The sequence below is a fragment of the Aquirufa echingensis genome (assembly GCF_042714525.1).
Taxonomy (GTDB): Bacteria; Bacteroidota; Bacteroidia; order Cytophagales; family Spirosomataceae; genus Aquirufa; species Aquirufa echingensis.
Genome location: NZ_JBBKYA010000004.1, coordinates 329,110 through 350,882, shown reverse-complemented (window position 1 = coordinate 350,882; position 21,773 = coordinate 329,110). Strand labels below are relative to the sequence as shown.

Sequence of the window (21,773 nt, the reverse complement as noted above, 5' to 3'; positions counted from 1 at the left end):
GCTTATTTGCTTAATTCGTCAATAATCTGATCTACTTTCTCATTCGTCAAATGCATGTAATACTTCTCACGAATTTGGAATACAGGACCCCAACCGCAAGCAGCTAAACATTCAACTTCTTTGATCGTAAACTTACCATCCTTCGTCGTCTCTCCTGTTTGGATTCCCAAACGCTTCTTCAAGTGATCATAAACTTCTACGCCACCCATCAAACAACAAGGACCTGTCCGACAATACTCAATCACATGCTCTCCCACGGGCTCCAAATGGAACATTGTGTAAAAGGTAGCCACTTCATATACCTCAATCGAACTAATGGAAAGCAAAGAAGCTACGTAGTCCATCACCTCTGGTGAACACCATTTCCACTCAGCTTGCGCTAAATGAAGAATAGGCAATAAGGCCGACTTCTGTTTTCCTTCCGGATAACGGGCAATGATTTTTTTAACTAAGTCCAGCGTTTCTGCTGGGAAAACAATGTTGCTCATGTCTTATGTATCTAACTCTCCTGCAATTACGTTCATTGATGACATCGTTACGATCGCATCTGATAAGGTTGTTCCCTTAATCATTTCAGGGAAAGCTTGGTAATAAATATAACCTGGTCGGCGGAATTTCAAACGATATGGCGTCCGGCCACCGTCAGAAACCAAATAGAATCCTAATTCACCGTTTCCACCCTCAACCGAATGGTAAACTTCACCTACAGGAGCATCAATTTCACCCATCACAATTTTAAAGTGATAGATTAATGCCTCCATGTTGTGGTAAACATCTTGTTTGTTTGGCAAATAATAATGTGGCGCATCTGCATGATATGGCCCTTCCGGAAGATTATCGATCGCTTGTTGGATAATGCGTAAACTTTGCCACATCTCCTCTTCACGCACTAAGAAACGATCATAGGTATCACCCTTCGTTCCCACAGGCACATCAAATTCAAAATCTTCATACGAAGAATATGGATTCATGGCACGCACATCATAATCAACACCCGCAGCACGTAAATTCGGACCCGTAAATCCATAATTCAAAGCACGCTCTGCGGAAATACCGCCCACATTTTGTGTACGATCCATGAAAATACGATTACGCATAACCATACCTTCAAATTCCTTCAAAGCCGCTGGTAACTCTTTCAACAATTTATGAATCTTCTCGATGGCAACTGGCGTAAAATCACGCTCCATACCACCAAAACGACCCATATTGGTTGTCAAACGCGCACCGCACATCTCTTCATAAATCTCGTAGATAAACTCGCGCCATTGGTACACATACAAGAAACCTGTCAAGGCTCCCGTGTCCACAGCCAAAATTGAATTACATACAATGTGATCCGTTAAACGAGCAAGTTCCATCATAATCACACGCATATATTGCGCGCGCTTAGGAACTTCAATACCTAATAATTTCTCAACCGTCATGTGCCAGCCCATATTATTAATAGGCGCTGAACAATAGTTCATCCGGTCAGTTAAGGTTGTGATTTGGTAAAAAGGACGACGCTCCGCAATTTTTTCAAACGCACGGTGGATATACCCCACGGTTTGTTCGGCATCCACAATCGTTTCCCCATCCATCGTTAAGATGTTTTGGAAGATACCGTGTGTGGCAGGGTGCGTAGGACCTAAATTAAGCGTGGATAGCTCATTTACATAAGGACCGCCCTTTTGCGTCTTATCTAAACCTACATTTGGATTATTTACTAAGGCTACTTCTGACATGCTTTGTCGCTTTTATCGTCCAAATAATTCATCAATTTTATCATGACGCGTCGCATCCTCTAAAGGATATTCCTTACGCATCGGGTGGTAATCCATCTCGTCCATATTCAAGATACGAGTCAAATTAGGATGACCATCAAACAAGATTCCGTAAAAATCAAATGCCTCACGCTCCATCCAGTTGGCCGCAGCATACAAACCTGTGATCGTTGGGAAATGCGGTGCATCAATCGGCGCATAGGCCTTAATCATCAAACGCACATTGTTTTCCAAACTGTGCACATGATAAATAACACCTAATTCTTGCCCTTTGGCATCTGGAAAATGAATACCTGCCAAATCAGTTAAAAACTGAAATTTAAATTCAGGATGTGCATACAAAAAGTGTAACATCGGAACGATGTTGTCTACCCCTGTTGTAAACTGCAAAATACCATGCGACTCGGTCACACCATACACGGCATCCGCACCAAACTGCGCTTGCAATGCATCTGTTATTTGTTGATTCTCCATTATTGTTATTCTATACCGTAAGATGCCAACAAAGCCTTGTATTCCGGCTCGTTTCTACGGCGTGTCGATTCGTTTTTAGCCAATTCCTGGATTTGCATAAAGCCATCCAAAATTTGCTCAGGACGTGGTGGGCAACCAGGCACATAAACATCCACAGGAATGATTCGATCAATGCCTTGTAAAACGGAATATGTATCAAAAATACCGCCTGAACAAGCACAAGCCCCTACAGACAATACCCAACGTGGCTCAGCCATTTGAAGATACACTTGCTTCACTACAGGTGCCATTTTCTTGGAAATTGTACCCATCACCATCAATACATCTGCCTGACGAGCAGAAAAACTCAAACGCTCAGCACCAAAACGGCCAATATCGTAATGAGATGCCATCGTCGACATAAACTCAATCCCGCAACAAGACGTCGCAAATGGCAATGGCCAAAGCGAATTTGCGCGAGCCAGTCCGACTAAATTATCTAAACTTGTTGCAAAAAAACCTGCTCCCTCTACTCCTGGAGGCGCTTCAGCAACTTGAACCGTTGAATTACTCATATCTTATCTATCTGTTGAATACATAAACTTTGGCTGGGCCAATATGTTTATTTTTCCCACTTTAAAATTCCTTTTTTGATTACGTAGACGAAACCGGCCAACAATAAACCCATAAATACGAGCATATCATAAAAACCATTCCATGACAATTCGCGGAAATTAACCGCCCATGGGTACATAAACACGATTTCAATATCAAAAAGCACGAATAAAATCGCCACTAAGAAATACTTAACTGAAATAGGCGTACGCGCATCTCCAATGGATTCAATCCCACACTCAAAGGTATCATCCTTCTTTGCCGAATGGCGCTTAGGACCCAAGGCATGTGTCGCAAACATCGTTGCGAAAATAAAGGCTAATGCTGCCAATAGCTGAACGAATATCGGCAGAAAATCTTGAGGTTGATAGTTCATGACAAAGGCTTATAAAATGAAGCCGCAATTTACTGTATAAAATCTAAAATTTCAGATTTTTGACGAAAAAATCACAGGCAAAAATCAGCCTATTCGACGAAACAAGTATTTTTTCGGCGAGGTACAAAAAATTCAAAAAAATCCTGTAATTTTGTCCGGCAAATAAGAGTAGTTCTTACACTCCATCAAATTATTTGCCATGCTCGATTCCAACAAATTTCTTTTTGAGGCCTTAACATACGACGACGTATTGTTATTACCTGCTTATTCAGAGGTTTTACCTCGTGAGGTTAGCACACAATCTCGCCTAACACGCAACATCACGTTAAATATTCCGATCGTTTCAGCAGCGATGGATACAGTGACAGAAGCCGACTTAGCTATTGCTCTAGCCCAAGAAGGTGGAATTGGAATCATTCATAAGAACATGACAATCGACCAGCAAGCCGCTCAGGTTCGCAAGGTAAAGCGTTCGGAGTCAGGAATGATCATCGATCCCGTTACGTTAAAAGACAACCAAACTTTAGGCGATGCACAACGCATCATGAAGGAATTCAAAATTGGTGGCATTCCGGTGATTGACGACAAAGGTCATTTGGTCGGGATTTTGACCAACCGCGATTTACGCTTTCAAAAGCAAACATCACGTCCTGTAGCTGAAATCATGACCAAAGACAATTTGATCACGGCCAAAGAAGGCATCAGCATGGAAGAAGCCGAGAGCATTTTGCAAGAATACAAAATCGAGAAATTGCCTATAATTGACAAAAACGGCAAATTAATCGGTTTGATTACTTATAAAGATATTTTAAAACGTAAGTCGCACCCATTGGCATCGAAAGATTCCTTAGGCCGACTACGTGTAGGCGCTGCCGTGGGTGTTACGCCTGATTTATTGGATCGCGTGCAAGCATTAGTGAATGTAGGAGTAGATGTCATTAGTATTGATACGGCTCACGGACATTCCAAAGGAGTTATTGACGCATTGAAGTCGGTGAAGAAATCCTTCCCTAACTTAGACGTCATTGTAGGAAATATTGCAACCGGCGAAGCAGCCGTAGCCTTGGCAAAAGCTGGAGCTGATGCCGTAAAAGTTGGTGTGGGTCCAGGAAGTATTTGCACTACGCGTATCATCGCCGGTGTGGGTATGCCCCAATTGACCGCAGTTTACGAAGCAGCAAAAGCATTACAAGCATTTGACGTTCCTGTCATCGCAGATGGAGGTATTCGTTATTCAGGTGATGTGGCGAAAGCTATCGCTGGGGGCGCAAGCACAGTCATGATGGGTTCGTTACTAGCAGGAACCGACGAAGCTCCAGGTGAAATGATTATTTTGGAAGGACGTAAATTCAAATCCTACCGCGGAATGGGTTCATTGGAGGCAATGGAAGATGGATCGAAAGACCGTTATTTCCAAGATGCGGAAGATGATATCAAAAAATTAGTCCCAGAAGGAATTGTAGGCCGCGTACCGTTCAAAGGTTCTGTAACTGAAATTCTATACCAAATGGTTGGCGGATTAAAAGCCGGTATGGGATATTGCGGAGCTTCTTCAATCGAAGCGATGCAACAAGCTAAATTCGTTAAAATCACTTCAGCAGGTGTGAAAGAAAGTCACCCACATGATGTGAGTATCTCGAAAGAAGCGCCGAACTATTCAGCGAAATAAGTTTATTGAATGAAATTAAAAAGGCCTCGTTTATCGCGAGGCCTTTTTTTATGCTTGATAATTCTGAATCGTATCCACGAAACATTGAACTTTGTCGGGATGAATATCCGGATAAACGCCATGCCCAAGGTTCGCAATATAACGTTGTGTCCCAAAGGCTTTCAACATCGCTTTGGTTTCCGCTTCAACGGTTTTGAAATCTCCATAAAGCGCACAGGGATCTAAATTCCCTTGCAAGGATTTATTGGGGCCAACTAATTTTCGTGATTCAGCGATATCCATGTTCCAGTCCAGGCCGATGGTTGCACAATTTAATTGAGCCATTTCTTCCCGAGCGAAGAAAGCACCTTTGGCGAAAAGTGTCACAGGCACATCTTGAATGGCATCACAAATCTGTTTTAAATAGGGCGTTGAAAAAGCGCTATACTGCACAGGAGATAAAATACCTGCCCAAGAATCAAAAATCTGCAATAAATTCGCACCCGCTGCAACCTGTGCTTTCAAATAAGCAATGGTGGAATCGGTAATCTTCTGCAATAAGGCATGAGCTAATTCTGGCTCTGCGTAGAGCATTTTTTTGGCTTGAGAGAACGTTTTGGAACCTTTCCCTTCTACCATGTAACAAAAGATAGTGAATGGAGCACCGGCAAAACCGATCAAAGGAACGCGTCCTGCAAGTTCTTTTTTAACAATTTTGATGGCATCCAATACATATTTCAAATCCTCTTCAGGATTCGCATCCCGTATTTTCGCTAAATCAGCTTTTGAACGAATGACATCAGGAAAAACAGGACCTTTTTGCTCTTCCATTAAGTAAGGTAAACCCATCGCTTCAGGAACAACAAGAATGTCTGAGAATATAATCGCAGCATCTACGCCAAAACGATCAACCGGTTGGATCGTTACCTCCGCCGCCATCTCAGGATTGGTCGCTAAACCTATAAATGAACCTGCTTTCGCACGCACTTCACGGTATTCAGGTAAAATCCTGCCTGCTTGTCGCATCACCCAAACAGGTACTCGTTCCACAGGTAATCCCTGCGCAGCGCGAAGGATGAGGTCGTTTTGTAGTTTTTCCATACGGGGGCAAAGGTAAGAAAAAAAAGTCAGTGGTCAGTTGTCAGTAGACTGTGGTCAGTTAGTTTTTTCGATCTAGCGACTTAGATAAACCGAAAAGCATTTTACCAATTTCATCTACCTCCGTAAAATATTGATGCATCTCCAAATCAGAGAAATAACCTAGTTGAAATCCTAGAAAAAGCATAGATTTGACCTCACTACAAGAGCCTTTGGCAATATATAAAAACCGATTAAAATCTTTAGGAGTAGACCGATCGAATCCTTCGGCAATATTATTTGAGATTGAAACTGACGCTCTTCTAATTTGATTTGAATAGCCAAAATCAGGGTGTTTTTCAAAATGCCGGTAAAGCTTTACTGTGATAACAATTGATTTTTGCCAAACAATTAAATCTTCAAATTTGAGTACTTTCATAGGTAGGATTTTGTGTCACACAAAAAACAAATCAACATTTTAAAACACAAAATCTTCACTTATAATCCAATTAGAATATCAGTATACTAATATGACCGTTGCAATAAATTCTGACCACCGACAACTGGCAACTGACAACCGACCACCGACAACTGGCAACTGACAACCGACCACTGACAACTGACCACTGACAACTGGCAACTGACAACCGACCACTGACAACTGACCACTGACAACTGGCAACTGACCACCGACCACTGACAACTGACAACTGACAACCGACCACTGACAACTGACAACTGACCACTGACAACTGACCACTGACAACTGTCAACTGACAACCGACCACTGACAACTGACAACTTACAACTGACCACCGACAACTGGCAACTGACAACCGACCACCGACAACTGGCAACTGACAACTGACCACTGACAACTGGCAACTGACCACCGACCACTGACAACTGTCAACTGTCAACTGACAACCGACCACTGACAACTGTCAACTGACAACCGACCACTGACAACTGTCAACTGACAACCGACCACTGACAACTGACAACTGACCACTGACAACTGACCACTGACAACTGACAACTATTTTCCCTACCTTTGCCTTTCATTAACATTCGCCCGATGGCCCAGATTAACGCAAAATTTGTCACAAGCAACACGGACTTCAAAAATTGTCCGCCAGCAAGATTCCCCGAGTTTGCCTTTATTGGTCGCTCCAACGTAGGAAAGTCATCCCTCATCAATTCCTTGACTTTTCACAAAGGTTTAGCCAAAACATCCCAAACCCCAGGAAAAACCCAATTAATCAACCACTTCATTATTGATGAAAAATGGTATTTGGTCGATTTACCTGGATATGGTTTTGCGAAAGTGAGCAAGGAAAAACGCAAGGAATTCGAAAAAATGATCTTTGATTACCTGATTCACCGCGAAAATCTGACTTGCCTATTCGTGCTTGTAGATATTCGCTTGAAGCCTCAAGCAGTGGATATCGAATTCATGAACCGCATGGTAGAAGACGAAATACCTTTTTACATCGTTTTTACGAAAGCAGATAAATTATCTCAAAAACAAGTCAACGAAAGCGTCGATTTATACAAAAACTTCCTTCTTGAAATGTGGGACGAACTTCCTCCGATTTTCATCACATCGGCAGAAAAACACGTCGGAAGAGAGGATATTTTAAAGAGCATCGAGCAATTAATTCAATCATCCCCTTATAAAATAGGGAAATCTTAATACTTTTGCAGCCATCATTAGCTATAAACACATGGAATTATTAAACGAAGTTGCGCACATTTCAGGTAAACCCGGATTATTTAAAGTGTTAAAACCTACGCGCACAGGAGTAATCGTAGAAACACTCGACGCAGCAAAACAAAAATCAGTCGTAGGCGGCCAAACAAGAATTTCTGTCTTGAAAGACATCTCGCTTTACCTTGCCGACCACCAAGATAGCACTTTGCCTCTTGCCGATTTGTTTTTACAGATCCATGCAAAATTCCAAGGTTCTTTACCTTTGGAGCCTAAAAAAGCAGCTGATGCTGAATTATTCGCAATCATTGCGGATGTAGTTCCTAACTACGATTCAGATCGTGTTTTTGCCTCTGATATCAAGAAAATCTTAAGTTGGTACCTAATTCTTTTCACACACGTTCCTGAACTTTTCCCAGCGAAGGCTGCAAAAGCACCTAAAGCAGAGAAAGTAGAAAAGGAAGAGAAGGAGCCCAAAGCAGCTAAAAAACCAGCAGCAAAAAAAGCAGCTAAATAATCATTTGGCATGGAGCAGGTCATAACGATTCGGCCAATTGAGCCCCAAGACAATGCTGCGCTAGCTGAAATTATCAGAGCTGCGTTGACTGAATTTGGAGCAAATAAGCCGGGTACGGTATACTTCGACCCCACAACAGATGCTCTATTTGAACTATTCAGGACGAAGGGCTCATATTATTTTGTAGCAACCTCTCAGAATAAAGTTCTCGGAGGCTGTGGAATTTTTCCAACCGCTAACCTCCCAGAAGGCACCTGCGAACTTGTCAAACTTTATGTCAATAAAGATGCCCGAGGAACAGGAACAGGGAAAAAACTCATGGAAAAATCCATGGAATGGGCTAAAGAAAACGGCTACACCCAAGTCTACTTGGAATCCATGCCTGAACTGTCCAAAGCCGTTTCCATCTATGAAAAGCAAGGTTTCACCAAGCTTTGTAGCCCTTTAGGAAATAGCGGTCACGATGGATGTGACATTTGGATGACCAAAGCACTATAAAAAAAGACCTCGATGCAAATCGAGGTCTTTTTCATTTTAGTTCAGTTTTGATTATTTCAACGAGATAATATACTTCGCTAATTTAACCGCATCTTCCTTTGGTACATTTGTCATTGGAGCCATTGGAGGATAACCAGGCCAGTTTGATGGCTGTGGCTTCGCAATTAAAGCAACGATCTTATCAACCGAATATTTCTTCTTAGCCACATCTTTGTAAGCAGGGCCTACTAAACGTGCATCCACTTTATGGCATGCAAAGCATGTATACTTTTGCATCAAAGGCTTGATATCAGCCGGAAAATCTTCAGCTTTCGCCTCGAATCCAAACGCAGCCACACCTAGTGCCACGGTCATAATAAATTTAGAGATAGTTTTCATATGTTATTTACGTATATACTTTTGAGGATAAGCCCTATTTGAGAGCAAATTAATGCTTTTTCGGGAAAATTCTATCCCTTCACAACAGAATCTACCGCATTTCTGACACTTCCGTGCTTTTCCAACAAATCGGCAGCTACTTCTTCGCTAACACCTGTAGCCTCACAAACCATGCGTATTGCGCGTAAGACCAACTTATGATTGCTCAATTGCATATCTACCATCTTGTTCCCGCGTACACGACCCAATCGAATCATTACGGCCGTTGAGATCATATTCAAGACTAATTTTTGTGCAGTCCCCGACTTCATGCGCGTACTTCCAGTAACATATTCTGGCCCCACAAGCACTTCGACAGGATATTGAGCTTCCGCCGCAATCGGACTTCCTCCATTGCAAACGATACAGCCCGTTAGAATTCCGCGTGCATTCGCTTCCTTCAAACCTCCTATTACGTAGGGTGTCCGACCTGATGCTGCAATACCAATCACCGTATCCAAAGGACCAATATCATAACGCTCCATATCTTTCCATGCTTGAATGGGATCATCTTCTGCATTCTCAACTGCCTTGCGAATCGCACCATCGCCACCCGCAATAATACCGATCACCATATCAAAAGGTACACCATAGGTTGGTGGACATTCCGAAGCATCAACTACACCCAAACGACCCGATGTTCCTGCTCCAATATAAAACAATCGACCTCCTTGCTCCATACGTGGAACAATTTGATTCACCAAGGCCTCAATATTTGGGATAACTTGCTCCACAGCCAAGGGAACCGTTTTATCTTCGGCATTGATTTGACGCAATAAGGTATCAACCGATTGCTTGTCTAAATCCTCATAACGAGACGCGGATTCTGTAGCCAATAAAGTTAAATTCTCTGCCATCTTATTGGGATAATTTCTTGTAATTCGCGAAAAAATGTGGGATCGTCTCTATCCCCTTATAAAAGTTAAACAAGCCATAATGCTCGTTAGGTGAGTGAATCGCATCCGAATCTAAACCAAAGCCCATCAAAATAGACTTCACACCTAATTCTTTTTCAAACAAAGCGACAATGGGAATACTACCACCACCACGTGTAGGAACGGGTTCTTTTCCAAACGTTTTTGCCAAAGCATCCGAAGCCGCCTGATAAGCAATACTATCCGTTGGCATTAAATATGCTTCTCCACCATGATGTGCCTTAACCGTCACCTTCACGCCTTTGGGCGCAATGGATAAAAAGTGTTCCGTAAATAATCGCGTGATTTCTTCAGAGCGTTGGTTAGGAACCAAACGCATCGATATTTTCGCATAAGCCATCGATGGTAAAACGGTTTTCGCACCTTCCCCAGTATAGCCACCCCAAATACCATTCACATCCAAGGTTGGGCGAATAGATGCCCGCTCAATTGTCGAATAACCTTTTTCTCCATGCACCGACTGGATCCCTAAATCCTTTTGGTATGCATCTAAATCAAAGGGCGTTTGAGCCATCGCAGCACGATCTGACGCACTTAACTCTAACACGCCATCATAAAATCCGGGTATCGTAATGTGATTATATTCATCATGCATGGAAGCTATCATTTGGCATAAAATATTGATCGGATTTGCTACTGATCCTCCATAAACACCTGAATGCAAATCCCGATTAGGGCCTTGAACAGCCACTTCCAAGTAACTTAAGCCGCGTAATCCCACATCAATCGATGGAATATCATTCGCAATAATCGCCGTATCAGAAATCAAAATAACATCTGCCTTCAACAAGTCCTTGTTAGAAGCGACGAATAGACCCAAATTATCAGAACCTACTTCTTCTTCTCCCTCGATCATAAACTTCAAATTGCAGGCCAATTCGCCAGAGGCCAACATCGCCTCAAATGCTTTGACATGCATGAAAACTTGTCCCTTATCGTCGCAAGCGCCACGGGCAAAAATCAAGCCATCTTTAATTACAGGTTCAAACGGCGGATTATCCCATAATTCTAAGGGATCAGCTGGCTGCACATCATAATGCCCGTAGACTAAAACCGTCGGCGCAGAAGGGTCCACCATTTTTTCCCCATAAACAATCGGGAAACCGGCTGTTTCTTCTAGGCGCACATGGTCAGCACCTGCTTTGCGGAGATTATCAGCCACCCATTCAGCTGTTTGGCGAACAGAACCTGCATAGGCAGGATCCGCAGAGATAGAAGGGATACGTAAAAAATCAAGGAGTTCAGCTAAAAAACGATCGCGATTTGCGTCGATATATTGTTGCGTCTGTGTCATATCATGTAGGCGGAATGGTTTAGAATTCCACGAACAAATATAAAAAAATAAACCGAGGCTTTACTTCTTTGACGGAATGAGATACATGCGATTTTCAGTTCCTTTAAAGATCCGAACAATATTCATGCGATGCGTAAATACAACAAGAAAGGCTATGAAATAACCAAAATAGATGAGGGTTGGAATTTCTTCACCAAATACACCAAAAGTCAATAATAACGGAAACACAATCGATGCAACCATAGAACCCAAGGAAACATAATGCGATATGCCAAATACAATTAAGAAAACAACAATACTCACAAGTGCTGCCATGGGATGCAAAGCTAATACCATGCCCAAAGTTGTAGCAACGCCTTTCCCTCCTTTAAAATCACAAAACACAGGAAGCAAATGACCAATAATCGCTAAAAAACCAAAGAAAATCTTAAGCGTAACACATGTTTGCCAATCAATCAAATGTAAGTAAAACAGGACTGCAGCCAAACCCGTTGCCAAAAATCCTTTCAAGGCATCCACAAATAATACGATACTGCCTGCCTTTTTCCCCAACACGCGAAACGTATTCGTTGCCCCCGCATTACCACTGCCCATCGTACGAATATCAATCCCATGATAATGTGTACCATACCAAAGTGCAGTTGGGATTGAACCCAGTAAATAACTTAAAATAGAAAGGCCTGCAATAATAAAAATCATAATTCGTTATAAGGCATTTTTGTTGCCAGTTTTCAAATATAGGCCCGTTCCCACCTAAAATCAAGAAGATTAAAAAAGTTCTTGAAATGTTTAAATTTTCGTCTTAATAATATACCAAAAACATAGATTAGAAAGAGAAGTTGATGGATGCCATCAAGCGGAATCGTTGGGGATTTCCATGATCCAAATAAGTCAAGCGATGAAATGCCTGAATTCGAAACAATTTGAAAATATTATCAATGCCGTAGCCTACCTCAACAAAAGGCTTGTTGGGATCTAAGGAATCAAATGCATATTGATCTAAAAATTTAGATTTCAACGGATTATTCACATCCTTCATTATCTCACGATTCGAATTACGCTGGCTTCCCATCAAGACATTAGAACTCGCAATGAAACGCCATTTTAATTTCTTTATCAATGGAATTCGATTAAACAATAAACCTTCAAAATTATGATTAAACTGTAGTGATGCATATTGATCACTTACAAATTCAAAATAATTCATCGTGGAATAGGCACTGCGCACGAAGAAAAATGTCTCATTTCCCAAATGTGGAAACAACAAAGGTGCTGGTAAATTCGATGGCGTATAACCTGCAGTCAAAGTATAATCCGAACGACCCAATTGGCCCAAGCGGAATGTTTGATACGCTTTCAAGGTAAATCGCTCATAATCAAAATCGCCTCCTAAAAAGCCTTTGATCCCACGCTGGTATTTAAACGTAATAACCGGAATCCGTTTGGTTGCTAATGTAATTCGCTCATTACCATTCATGATATACGTTTCATTGCGGGCAAATCGAGCCTCTAGTGTTACCGACGACTCCTGGTAATAATCCTGAACCGGAGAGGCTATTCCCATCTCAGGCTTCAAGCGGAACTGAAAGCGGAACAAAGGATCAAAGGAACGTGTATTTACCGAACTTGTAATGCTTAATCCTTTGATCAATTCGGTGGTAAAAAAAGCCTCACTTTCCCTACGGAAAAATGCGCCTGAAAACGCTCCCCAACGGGTAAAAGCATAAAATAATTTATTATCCCCAATCAATTCGGGTGTCAAACCTACCCGCTCAATGTCATAGCTATGTCGGATACCCGCCATTGTCCATTTCTTCTTAGAAAATAAATAATCAATCTCAGCAGAATATTTAGGCACTAAATCTTTCGTACCAAATCCAACATTGCCGCGCAAGATCCAATTCTTGTCGAAATTAGCATTCGTTCGAAAACCCAAACGGAAACGTGCTCCCTCAATCTTGTTGATTGCAAAACTCGAAATGTAGGGCCCAACTTCTATGTCATTGAATTTTTTGAAACCACTCACGACAATTTCGGCCACCTCCACATAGGTTCTTACAACTGGCAAATTCTTTACCGAATCAATCAATGACGAGGCAATCAAATCCTGCCTGCTCAATGGCTCATGCCGAGCAAACTTCCAATAATTAGGGTCAGGCTCTTTAGCGTCTTCCGCCACCTCAGAGGCCATGTCATAGAAAGCAAGTGGATGTGGCTTGTTCACCACAAAATCTTTATTTGAAATATACATCTTCAGCAACATCCCCGCTGAATTCTTGGTAATCTCCTCTATATCAATCAAAAAACGTGTCTTTGCAGGCAACCAAGCACCCGTTTCCGTTTGCTCCAATTCCTGCGAAATCTTAATCTTGTCAATAAAATTCAGGTTGGCCGCTTTATCTACAGTTGCTTCAATTTGCACCAAGGCAAATGAGGTAGTATCAACCCACATTTGGCCCGTAAAAACAAGGTCCATTGGATTCTTAGGATCAAAATCCAATTGATAACAAACATGACCATCCACGTTCACCGTGTCACCCAAGTAATATTTATAATTCCCCTTCCAATTATCCCCGATCGGACTAGCAAAATCCTTACCGAAGAAGGATACATAGGATTGATAAAAATTGTAATTCGCCACTAAATTACCCCCCACCAACTGCGAAATCACACTACCATCTTTAACCCCTACCCCTTTGATATTGGTCTTTAAAATGTGTTCGCGCTTCCGTTGGGGTGATTCGCGGTAATAAAACTTACTGATAGATTCCGAGATGTAAGTTGGGATGACTAATTTCCCATCGTCGCCGGCCAACTTCTCAAATTTCTTAACCGCCTCTGAAATGTCCTTCATGATCTTGCGATCCTTAAATTTATCCGAGATATTATCGACATCCAGTTCCATCTTCGAGTAAGATGAGTATTCGTAAGATTCGAGTTTGCTTCGATCGTTCTTCTCCCGATTCTTCAACACATTGCGCAGGATCTTAAAAGCTGGGTTTTCACCTGAATAGACAATCACCTCAGCCATCTCCTTGGTTGCGGATTCCAACTGAAAATCGATTTCAATGGTCTTTAATTTCTTATCAACCCATTTAAGACGTTTTTTATACCCAACAACGGAAGCAAAAAGTGAATCAGTGATGGACTTCGCATGCAAAGTAAATTCCCCTTGAAAATTCGTCGTGGCCCCATAATTCAATCCCAAAACCCCTACAGAAGCAAAGGGAATAGGATCACCGTTGGCAGCATCTGTCACGCGGCCTTTGATAAGCACTTGTGAAAAAGCCGCCTGAGCAATGAATAAAAAGAAAAAGAGAAGCCTAACTCGGCCACATCGTTTGAACATGAACTCAAGGGTATTAAATCAACCAAAAATACAAAATGCGTGGATATATTCCCTAGTTGTCGCTAAAAAATCCTGTTTCGTCGATGAAGCTTTTAAATTTCTGCATCGCACGAGCCCGATGAGCCATTTGATTTTTCTCCTCCATTGTCATTTCTGCAAAGGTCCGATCGAATCCCGCAGGCACAAAAACGGGATCATAACCAAAGCCATGCTCCCCTCGTGGGCTCGATGCAATTTGACCTTGAATTTCCCCCTCAAAACTAAAATATTGCCCTTGATGATGGAAAGTTAAGACTGTCACAAAACGTGCTGAGCGATCCGAAACTCCTTCCAACTCCGACAATAATTTCTGAACATTCGCGGCATCGTCTTTCGGTTCACCCGCATAACGCGCTGAATATACGCCGGGCCTTCCATCTAACGCTTTCACTTCAAGCCCTGAATCATCCGATAAACATGTCACTTGAAAATGCTCCGCGATGTAAGCGGCCTTTTGCATGGAATTTGCTTGAAGCGTATTTCCCGTTTCAGGAATTTCAACCGATAAACCCAATTCAAACACCGTATGAATGGCAAAAAGATCCCCGAGGAGATCTTTTATTTCTTCAATTTTGTGCTGATTTTGAGTCGCTAAATACAAGCGCTGCTTTTCAATCATTATTGTGCCGATATAATTTCAATCTCAAAATACAAAGGAGAATAACCTGGAATGGCTGTATTACCAGCAGTTCCATAGGCTAATTTATATGGCAAAATGATCGATGCCTTTTCGCCAATGCGTAATTTCATCACCGCTTCCTCAAAACCTGCAATCAAATTTCCTGAACCAGCATAATAAGCACTTGAAGCCGACCCAATCGTTCCCGACCCAAAGGTAGGACTGTAAAACCATTTACCAGCTGAATCCTGTTGCAAAACGCCGTAACCGAATTTCCCAACATAGCTCACGACAACATTTTGGCCAACCAAAACCTGTGCGGCACTTGGCTTTTCAACCAATTTTTTGAAAAACATTCCCGATGTAGTCAATTCGGCATTTTCCATGCCATAAGTAACTTTCATGTCGGCTATTTGCTCCGCTTCCGTGCGTATCGCAATAACTGTAATGTCTACACGAATCGTGGAATAAGAAGGAACATTTCCAAACGAACTACCTCCAAAAGCCAAGGAAGCAGGCAGGATAAACACCCCGGATTCCCCCTCTTTCAAATTACTCAACGGCAATGTGAAAATCGTCGCTTTCGTCCCCCAAACCTCAGCTTTAAATTGATTTAAAACACGATTTGTCGAATCAATGAGCGAACCGTCCAACAAAGTCATTTTATAATGAAACTTGATTAAATCCGACGTAGATGCCGTTTTACCTGTTGACCCTTTTGTATCCTTCAAAAAATACATCCCATCCGCAGTCTTTTGCATCGTCAAATTACGAACCTTAATGTATTTCTGAATTTCAGCATCAGCCTGTTCCGTTTGCTGATTAATCTCATTAAAAGCGCAGCCGGACAACAAGCCCAAACTGATGAATAAAAACAAATAAATGGATTTCATTTTATTGAATTTTGGCAACATAAATTTCAAAAGCTAATGGCGTAAAACCTGGAATCGTAGAACCCGAACCTTTTTCTCCGTAACCGATTGGCGAAGGGAAAACCAAAATAGCACGCTCACCTAGACGCATTTTTTCAATACCCGTTTGAAACCCAACGACAGTAGATGTTCCACCGATTGTCACAGAAAAACTATCAGTACGCGCCATATTTCCATCAAAAGCGAAACCATTCAAGAAGCGACCTGTGTATTTCAACTTAACAACTTTTCCTGCGGCAGGAATATCCCCCGTTCCTGGGCTCACACGGATGTAGCGCAATCCATTTGCTAATTGCTCCGTTACGGCTAGTTTTTTCTTCGCTATAAAATCTTCAATTTGATCGTTTTGACTACGAACAATATAATTTTTCACTTGAACTTTCAAGGGAGTATATGCCGGAAGACCTACAAAACTCTGAGAAGTACCCGGAATAGCCATCACAGCTTGTTCGCCGTCTTTGATGTGTGCCATCAACTTAGCATAAACCGGGTTCAAATAGCCGTATTGATATACCAAAGGCGTCTTCGAACTATCCAACACCTCTCCTGTCAATAGGTTTGACAAAACATAATGTACTTTAAGCGTATCTCCTTTGGCAGCTGTTTCTCCCGAAACATTGGGCTTAGTCACATAATAATATGCCCCATCTTCCATGGCAATGGGATTCTGACCTAACTTCGAAAAGTAAGACAAAATTTGAGCCTGACTCTCCTTCGCTTTGGCTTCATCCGCTAACTCAACATTCGACAAACAAGATGTCATGCCTAGCATTATTCCGAATGCAAATACTACTTTTTTCAAACTACTTTGATTTAACATGTATCCCAATTAACCAACGAAATGCTAACGATTAAGGTTAGCATTTCGTATCAATGATCATAAAACTTCAGGAAATTATTTCTTCGAAAGAACTTCCAATTCAAATACTAAAACTGAATTCGCTGGAATCGGTCCACGCGCTTGATCACCATAAGCGATCGGCGATGGAATCACAAAAGTGGCTTTACCACCCGCTTTCATCAACATTAATGCCTCATTAAAACCAGGAATCATTTGTCCCAATGGCATCTCTGCAGCACTTCCTTTATCAAATTCTTTTCCATTCATGAACGTACCTTTGTAGTTCACAACCCAAGTCTCCCCCATTTTAGGTGAAGGACCTGAACCTGGCTTTTCAATTGAATAATTCAAGCCTGAAGCCGTTTTTTGGAAATTTTTACCCGTCTTAGCAATGTAAGCCGCGATTAATGCAGGCTCTTGAGCGATTTGCTTCGCCGCATTTTTCTTCGCTACCGCTGCTTGCGCTTCCATTTCTTTCTCAAATTCACCTTTCGATTGAACTTTCAAAATACGTACTGAATATTTCAAATCCGTTCCTGGCTTCAAGAATGGAGGCAATGGCGCTTGAACCGTCTTGATTAAACTATCAATAGGCACCAAAATTGTTGCAGAGTCACCCACCGACAATAAACGAAGACCATTTTCAAATGTTCCTTTGAATGCTCCTGGAGCGGCTTGTGGCGCCTGAACCATCCCTTTACCTGGTTGGCCTTCTTTGTGCGTATCCTGCAAAACAGAATCAGCTCCGTTACGAATCACCAAATCAAACGTAATGATATCACCATCCTTCAATTTTTGTGCCTTGTCATCGTGTTCGTGAATTTGAATTTTAACTCCTTCAATGACTTCTACTTTGTCTTTGCCACATCCCACTACCATCGCAGCAGCTACAGCTAGTAATCCAATCGATTTACGCATGATTATTTGTTTATTTTTATAAATTTTTAACTCGTTTAATTTCAGAAAGATACAAAGGTAACACTTCCTTTAATTTTTCCTTCGCTTGTTCAATTCCTCCCGCAGAAAATCTTCCTCCCGACGCATTTTTATGCCCTCCACCCTCAAAATAAGTGGACGCAAACGTATTCACCGCAAAAGGCTCAATCGAACGGAAAGACAATTTCACGCCATCCGGTCGCTGTATCATACAAATCGACCAAACTGCACCCTCTAACTGCAATCCATAATTCACCATCCCCTCCGTATCTCCAGCCTGTGAATTAAATTGCTTTTGATCTTCTTCCGTAATCCACATCAAGGCCAAATGGTAATCGGGCAAATATTCCAAACGGTTTGCCAACACATGACCTAAAAAACGTAAACGATGTAAACTCGCCGAATCAAATACCTTGCGATGTACCGCATTCGTATTGACTCCTTTTTTGATCAATTCCGCTACGACCTCATGCACATGCGCCGTCGTGTTTGGATGACGAAACGAACCTGTATCCGTCATGATTCCCGAGTACATGCATTCACCCATTTCCTCGTCAATCAAAGCCTCATCGCCCCATTCGCTGATTAAATCAAAAATCAACTCACAAGTAGATGCTGCAATTGTCCGGTGGTAATAATAATCCGCAAAATCCTCCGGATCCAAATGATGATCAATAACTACCTTCTTACAACGCGCCGACTTCACCCAATTGGCCAAGCCATGCAAACGCTGCATACCCGAAAAATCCAAACAAAAAATCCAATCCGCCACATGAATTTTAGCTTCAATCGTAGACTTATGCAAGATATTTTCAAAGTCGAGCACCGCATCAGCACCCGGCATCCATGTTAGATTACGAGATAAGGCAGAAGGAATAACCACATCCACATGCAAACCCTTCTTAATCAGATACTTCTGCCAAGCTAAACTTGAACCTATCGCATCAGAATCAGGATTGAAGTGCGTCGTTATGACAACGGATTGACCAGGAATTAAAAGGGCGCGTAGCGCGGAAATAGAAGACATAAAAAATCGTATCACCCGACAAATTTGGGCGTTCGCAAAGTTAGAGATAAATTTGTAAAAAAAACGTAATGCCAACAAATAGAACATTTACCATGATTAAGCCCGACGCAGTCTTAGACGGGTTTACAGGGCCTATCATCCAACAAATTGAAGAAGCGGGTTTCCGCATTGTCGCAATTAAAAAAGTACACCTAACACCTGAAGAGGCTGGTAAATTCTACGAAGTCCACAAGGATCGTCCATTTTATGGCGAATTGTGCGAATACATGTCTTCTAATCCCATCATTCCGATGATTTTGGAAAAAGAAAATGCGGTTTCAGATTTCCGAGAATTAATCGGGGCAACTGACCCAGCGAAAGCGGCAGAGGGAACTATTCGTAAGCGTTTCGCGCGCTCATTAAGTTCAAACGCTATCCACGGTTCTGATTCCGATGAAAACGCTGCCATCGAAGGCGCATTCTTCTTCCCGAACGGAAACTAATTCACGTGCTTGTAAAATAGAAAACCATTCTCCTCTTTGATTAATCTCAAATGAGGATGGTACTTAAATCGATCCTCGGCATCCGACTTCATCACAAAATAGGTGGGGCGGTCTGTCGAGGATTGTTTCATTAATGCCTCTCCATCCGGACTAGGCCCCTGCTTTTGAAAGTACAATAAGTGGGCAAAGGATTTAAAGCCGACCGTTTCAATGTAAACCTTTTGGCCCACATGCGACACATAAAAATCAATGGGCGTTGCCTGTGTATAGCCGGCAATTTTAGGCAAAACTACCGCCATAAAACACATCATCACCATGACACTTCCAAGCATCAATCGAATGATGCGTTGGAAACCTAAACTGCTCCCTAGTATAGTCCATAACACTAGCACGATGAATGCTAAACCAATCATCCATTCCCAACCTGACCAATAAACGGGTGCCTGTAAATTTTCTCTAACAAAAGTATCTTGAATATAAATAGATGCCTCTGCGGCATACATCCCGATCAGCGGGACCAAACTTAAAACAATTCCAAAAAGGACACCAACCACTCCTAATGCGATCGAATAAGAACGTTTCCAACTCCATTTGCCCGATTGAAATTCCGTCAACACTTGCGCTGAAAAATAGGTCAAAGGCAACCAACACATCGAGGAATAATGAATGATTTTGGTCTTTACCAAACTAAAAATCACCAAGACCACCCAAAACAATACTTGCATCCAGCGTGTCAAATCGATCGACTCATCCGTTGATTTTCTTCGTAGCAAGCGTGCTCCTGCCCATATCGAAATAGGCAAACAACCCAACAATAAAACCAATACATGATAATAAACGGGTTGGCCATGACCGGCATCCCCCGTCGTCATCAAGCGAATCTGATAGGCCACAAAATCATCCCAAATTCCCCAACCGAACTTCATGATGATCATGGCATACCAAGACGCAAAAAGCAAAACAGCGATAATTCCCGATAAGCTAGCCCCTAAAAGCAGTCGGCCGACAAGCTTTGACTTCCAAACTTGTTGCCAGATTCCATAAACCAATAATGTTGCACCCCATAATAACAAGGCTACTGGCCCTTTGGTCAACATACCCAAACCAATACTTATCCCGGCAACTAGGGCCCAACGAAGCGAATTGTGTTGCACATAAAATTGCGAATAGGCGTAAATCCCCAAAAAAATAAACAAGTTGAACAGCGGATCAATAATCCCTGAACTTGCATACACATGCGGCGTTATGGCTGCTAAATAAGAAAAGGCCCATAAATGCCCAAAATTATCTGAAACATGTTTCTTGCCGATTCGGAACAAAATCAACAGGGTAGCAATTCCTACAAGGGCGTTCGGGAAACGAGCCGCAAACTCCATGGATGTCCATGCGTTTTCCGTAAAAGTTCCAAAGAGCTGAAAGCTTAATACCTGCAACCACATGAAAATAGGAGGCTTCTCCCAAAAGGGCTGAAAATTGATTTGAACGGATAAAAAATCGCCGGTCACCAACATTTCCCGAGCCGATTCTGCGAAATTAATTTCATCCCAATCAAACAATTGAGAGGATCCTAAAAATGGAATGTAGACCAGACAACCTACTAGCGCCCAGAACAAATAAGGATTACGCTGCAATATTTTCATGATAGATATAGTAGAAAATCGATGAACTACTGATGCCAATGAATGCCCCAAAAGCTACATCGACAGGAAAATGTTGAAATAAATAGACGCGTGAAATCCCGACACCGCAAGCTAAGATAGCCATCGCAAAGCCCGCCCATCGTTTATTGATAAACAAAGCAATCCACATAAAACAAAACCAAGCAGCCGCTGTATGTCCCGAAGGAAAGCTGTTATATTCATTCATTTCTACCCCCGGAACCAAATACCAGGGAATATCAACCGCTTTAAAATAAGCGTATGGCCTCAGGGCAGTAGGAAAAACCAAGTGTTTCAAGCCTTGAACGATTAACGTAGAAATAGCATACGAGAACAAAAAGGGTTTCACCCAGGCACGTTTTTTATAGACGAACAGAATTAATACAAGGATGGGGATTAGCAATTCCCCAGCAAACGTGAGTGCCCGAAACAAATAATCCAATTTGAAAGCATGCCAATTATTAATAATCCGCATTTGATCAAAGCGATCAAAGACAGCCATATATCGCCCAACAACGATTTCAAATAGTATAAATACAATTCCGTAGGCAATCCATGCCCCATTCAAACGTTTCATAATTTC

The 21,773-nt window shown here is 42.0% G+C and carries 24 protein-coding genes; 5 read left to right on the top strand and 19 right to left on the bottom strand.

What is annotated here, in order from left to right:
- Positions 1-2: 2 nt before the first annotated feature.
- From SKC38_RS09545 to SKC38_RS09525, 5 genes are read right to left on the bottom strand one after another with little or no spacing between them, the layout of a single operon-like run.
- Positions 3-488 carry an NADH-quinone oxidoreductase subunit NuoE family protein gene (locus SKC38_RS09545; protein WP_377976906.1) on the bottom strand — a complete coding sequence of 162 codons (486 nt, stop codon included), beginning with the start codon at positions 486-488 and terminating at the stop codon, positions 3-5.
- 3 nt (positions 489-491) lie between these two features.
- Entirely contained in the window at positions 492-1,727 is a 1,236-nt protein-coding gene (locus tag SKC38_RS09540) for an NADH-quinone oxidoreductase subunit D (protein WP_377976905.1), read from the bottom strand.
- A 12-nt stretch (positions 1,728-1,739) separates the two neighbouring features.
- Complete coding sequence (locus SKC38_RS09535; protein ID WP_377977028.1) at positions 1,740-2,243, bottom strand: NADH-quinone oxidoreductase subunit C; 504 nt, start codon at positions 2,241-2,243, stop codon at positions 1,740-1,742.
- Positions 2,244-2,245: 2 nt separating this feature from the next.
- On the bottom strand, positions 2,246-2,794 hold the full coding sequence (locus tag SKC38_RS09530) for an NADH-quinone oxidoreductase subunit B (protein WP_377976904.1): 549 nt from the start codon (positions 2,792-2,794) through the stop codon (positions 2,246-2,248).
- Between the two features lie 47 nt (positions 2,795-2,841).
- A complete protein-coding gene (locus SKC38_RS09525; RefSeq protein WP_377976903.1) occupies positions 2,842-3,210 on the bottom strand; it encodes an NADH-quinone oxidoreductase subunit A in 369 nt (122 codons plus the stop codon).
- Between the two features lie 199 nt (positions 3,211-3,409).
- Between SKC38_RS09525 and guaB the strand changes: the two genes are divergently transcribed.
- Complete coding sequence (gene guaB, locus SKC38_RS09520) at positions 3,410-4,879, top strand: IMP dehydrogenase (RefSeq protein WP_377976902.1); 1,470 nt, start codon at positions 3,410-3,412, stop codon at positions 4,877-4,879.
- A 48-nt stretch (positions 4,880-4,927) separates the two neighbouring features.
- Here guaB and hemE read toward each other — a convergent pair whose 3' ends face one another.
- Both hemE and SKC38_RS09510 read right to left on the bottom strand, forming a co-directional pair.
- Entirely contained in the window at positions 4,928-5,959 is a 1,032-nt protein-coding gene (hemE, locus tag SKC38_RS09515; protein ID WP_377976901.1) for a uroporphyrinogen decarboxylase, read from the bottom strand.
- A gap of 58 nt (positions 5,960-6,017) precedes the next feature.
- Positions 6,018-6,374: a four helix bundle protein gene (locus SKC38_RS09510; protein WP_377976900.1), complete on the bottom strand. Its 357-nt coding sequence runs from the start codon at positions 6,372-6,374 to the stop codon at positions 6,018-6,020.
- A gap of 639 nt (positions 6,375-7,013) precedes the next feature.
- On the opposite strand from SKC38_RS09510, the gene yihA reads away from it, so the two are divergent.
- From yihA to SKC38_RS09495, 3 genes are read left to right on the top strand one after another with little or no spacing between them, the layout of a single operon-like run.
- The gene (gene yihA, locus SKC38_RS09505) at positions 7,014-7,631 is read left to right on the top strand and encodes a ribosome biogenesis GTP-binding protein YihA/YsxC (RefSeq protein WP_377976899.1); all 618 of its coding nucleotides are present in this window, start codon (positions 7,014-7,016) and stop codon (positions 7,629-7,631) included.
- 31 nt (positions 7,632-7,662) lie between these two features.
- The gene (locus tag SKC38_RS09500) at positions 7,663-8,163 is read left to right on the top strand and encodes a DUF5606 family protein (RefSeq protein WP_377976898.1); all 501 of its coding nucleotides are present in this window, start codon (positions 7,663-7,665) and stop codon (positions 8,161-8,163) included.
- Positions 8,164-8,172: 9 nt separating this feature from the next.
- Positions 8,173-8,661 (top strand): GNAT family N-acetyltransferase, encoded by a 489-nt coding sequence (locus SKC38_RS09495; protein WP_377976897.1) that lies wholly within the window; start codon positions 8,173-8,175, stop codon positions 8,659-8,661.
- A gap of 51 nt (positions 8,662-8,712) precedes the next feature.
- On the opposite strand, the gene SKC38_RS09490 is transcribed toward SKC38_RS09495, so the two are convergent.
- The 10 genes from SKC38_RS09490 to SKC38_RS09445 all read right to left on the bottom strand — a co-directional run bounded on the left by SKC38_RS09490 (position 8,713) and on the right by SKC38_RS09445 (position 19,050).
- Positions 8,713-9,039: a c-type cytochrome gene (locus tag SKC38_RS09490; protein WP_316070680.1), complete on the bottom strand. Its 327-nt coding sequence runs from the start codon at positions 9,037-9,039 to the stop codon at positions 8,713-8,715.
- A gap of 71 nt (positions 9,040-9,110) precedes the next feature.
- Positions 9,111-9,935, bottom strand: coding sequence for an N-acetylmuramic acid 6-phosphate etherase (gene murQ, locus SKC38_RS09485; RefSeq protein ID WP_377976896.1), 825 nt, complete (start codon positions 9,933-9,935; stop codon positions 9,111-9,113).
- A 1-nt stretch (position 9,936) separates the two neighbouring features.
- The gene (locus tag SKC38_RS09480) at positions 9,937-11,307 is read right to left on the bottom strand and encodes a dipeptidase (protein ID WP_377976895.1); all 1,371 of its coding nucleotides are present in this window, start codon (positions 11,305-11,307) and stop codon (positions 9,937-9,939) included.
- A 60-nt stretch (positions 11,308-11,367) separates the two neighbouring features.
- Entirely contained in the window at positions 11,368-12,006 is a 639-nt protein-coding gene (plsY, locus tag SKC38_RS09475) for a glycerol-3-phosphate 1-O-acyltransferase PlsY (RefSeq protein ID WP_377976894.1), read from the bottom strand.
- Between the two features lie 127 nt (positions 12,007-12,133).
- The gene (locus SKC38_RS09470) at positions 12,134-14,656 is read right to left on the bottom strand and encodes a DUF5686 and carboxypeptidase-like regulatory domain-containing protein (protein ID WP_377976893.1); all 2,523 of its coding nucleotides are present in this window, start codon (positions 14,654-14,656) and stop codon (positions 12,134-12,136) included.
- A gap of 52 nt (positions 14,657-14,708) precedes the next feature.
- Positions 14,709-15,314, bottom strand: a complete 606-nt coding sequence (gene rdgB, locus SKC38_RS09465; RefSeq protein WP_377976892.1) for an RdgB/HAM1 family non-canonical purine NTP pyrophosphatase — start codon at positions 15,312-15,314, stop codon at positions 14,709-14,711.
- On the bottom strand, positions 15,314-16,207 hold the full coding sequence (locus SKC38_RS09460; protein WP_377976891.1) for an FKBP-type peptidyl-prolyl cis-trans isomerase: 894 nt from the start codon (positions 16,205-16,207) through the stop codon (positions 15,314-15,316). Before SKC38_RS09460 ends, rdgB begins: the two co-directional genes overlap by 1 nt.
- Position 16,208: 1 nt before the next feature.
- A complete protein-coding gene (locus tag SKC38_RS09455; RefSeq protein ID WP_377976890.1) occupies positions 16,209-17,066 on the bottom strand; it encodes an FKBP-type peptidyl-prolyl cis-trans isomerase in 858 nt (285 codons plus the stop codon).
- A gap of 75 nt (positions 17,067-17,141) precedes the next feature.
- Positions 17,142-18,005, bottom strand: coding sequence for an FKBP-type peptidyl-prolyl cis-trans isomerase (locus SKC38_RS09450; RefSeq protein WP_377976889.1), 864 nt, complete (start codon positions 18,003-18,005; stop codon positions 17,142-17,144).
- A 16-nt stretch (positions 18,006-18,021) separates the two neighbouring features.
- The gene (locus SKC38_RS09445; protein ID WP_377976888.1) at positions 18,022-19,050 is read right to left on the bottom strand and encodes a DHH family phosphoesterase; all 1,029 of its coding nucleotides are present in this window, start codon (positions 19,048-19,050) and stop codon (positions 18,022-18,024) included.
- A 68-nt stretch (positions 19,051-19,118) separates the two neighbouring features.
- On the opposite strand from SKC38_RS09445, the gene SKC38_RS09440 reads away from it, so the two are divergent.
- Positions 19,119-19,532: a nucleoside-diphosphate kinase gene (locus SKC38_RS09440; RefSeq protein WP_377976887.1), complete on the top strand. Its 414-nt coding sequence runs from the start codon at positions 19,119-19,121 to the stop codon at positions 19,530-19,532.
- Here SKC38_RS09440 and SKC38_RS09435 read toward each other — a convergent pair.
- The gene (locus SKC38_RS09435) at positions 19,529-21,172 is read right to left on the bottom strand and encodes an ArnT family glycosyltransferase (RefSeq protein ID WP_377976886.1); all 1,644 of its coding nucleotides are present in this window, start codon (positions 21,170-21,172) and stop codon (positions 19,529-19,531) included. The genes SKC38_RS09440 and SKC38_RS09435 overlap by 4 nt on opposite strands.
- Complete coding sequence (locus SKC38_RS09430; RefSeq protein WP_377976885.1) at positions 21,153-21,767, bottom strand: phosphatase PAP2 family protein; 615 nt, start codon at positions 21,765-21,767, stop codon at positions 21,153-21,155. Before SKC38_RS09430 ends, SKC38_RS09435 begins: the two co-directional genes overlap by 20 nt.
- Between the last annotated feature and the right edge of the window lie 6 nt (positions 21,768-21,773).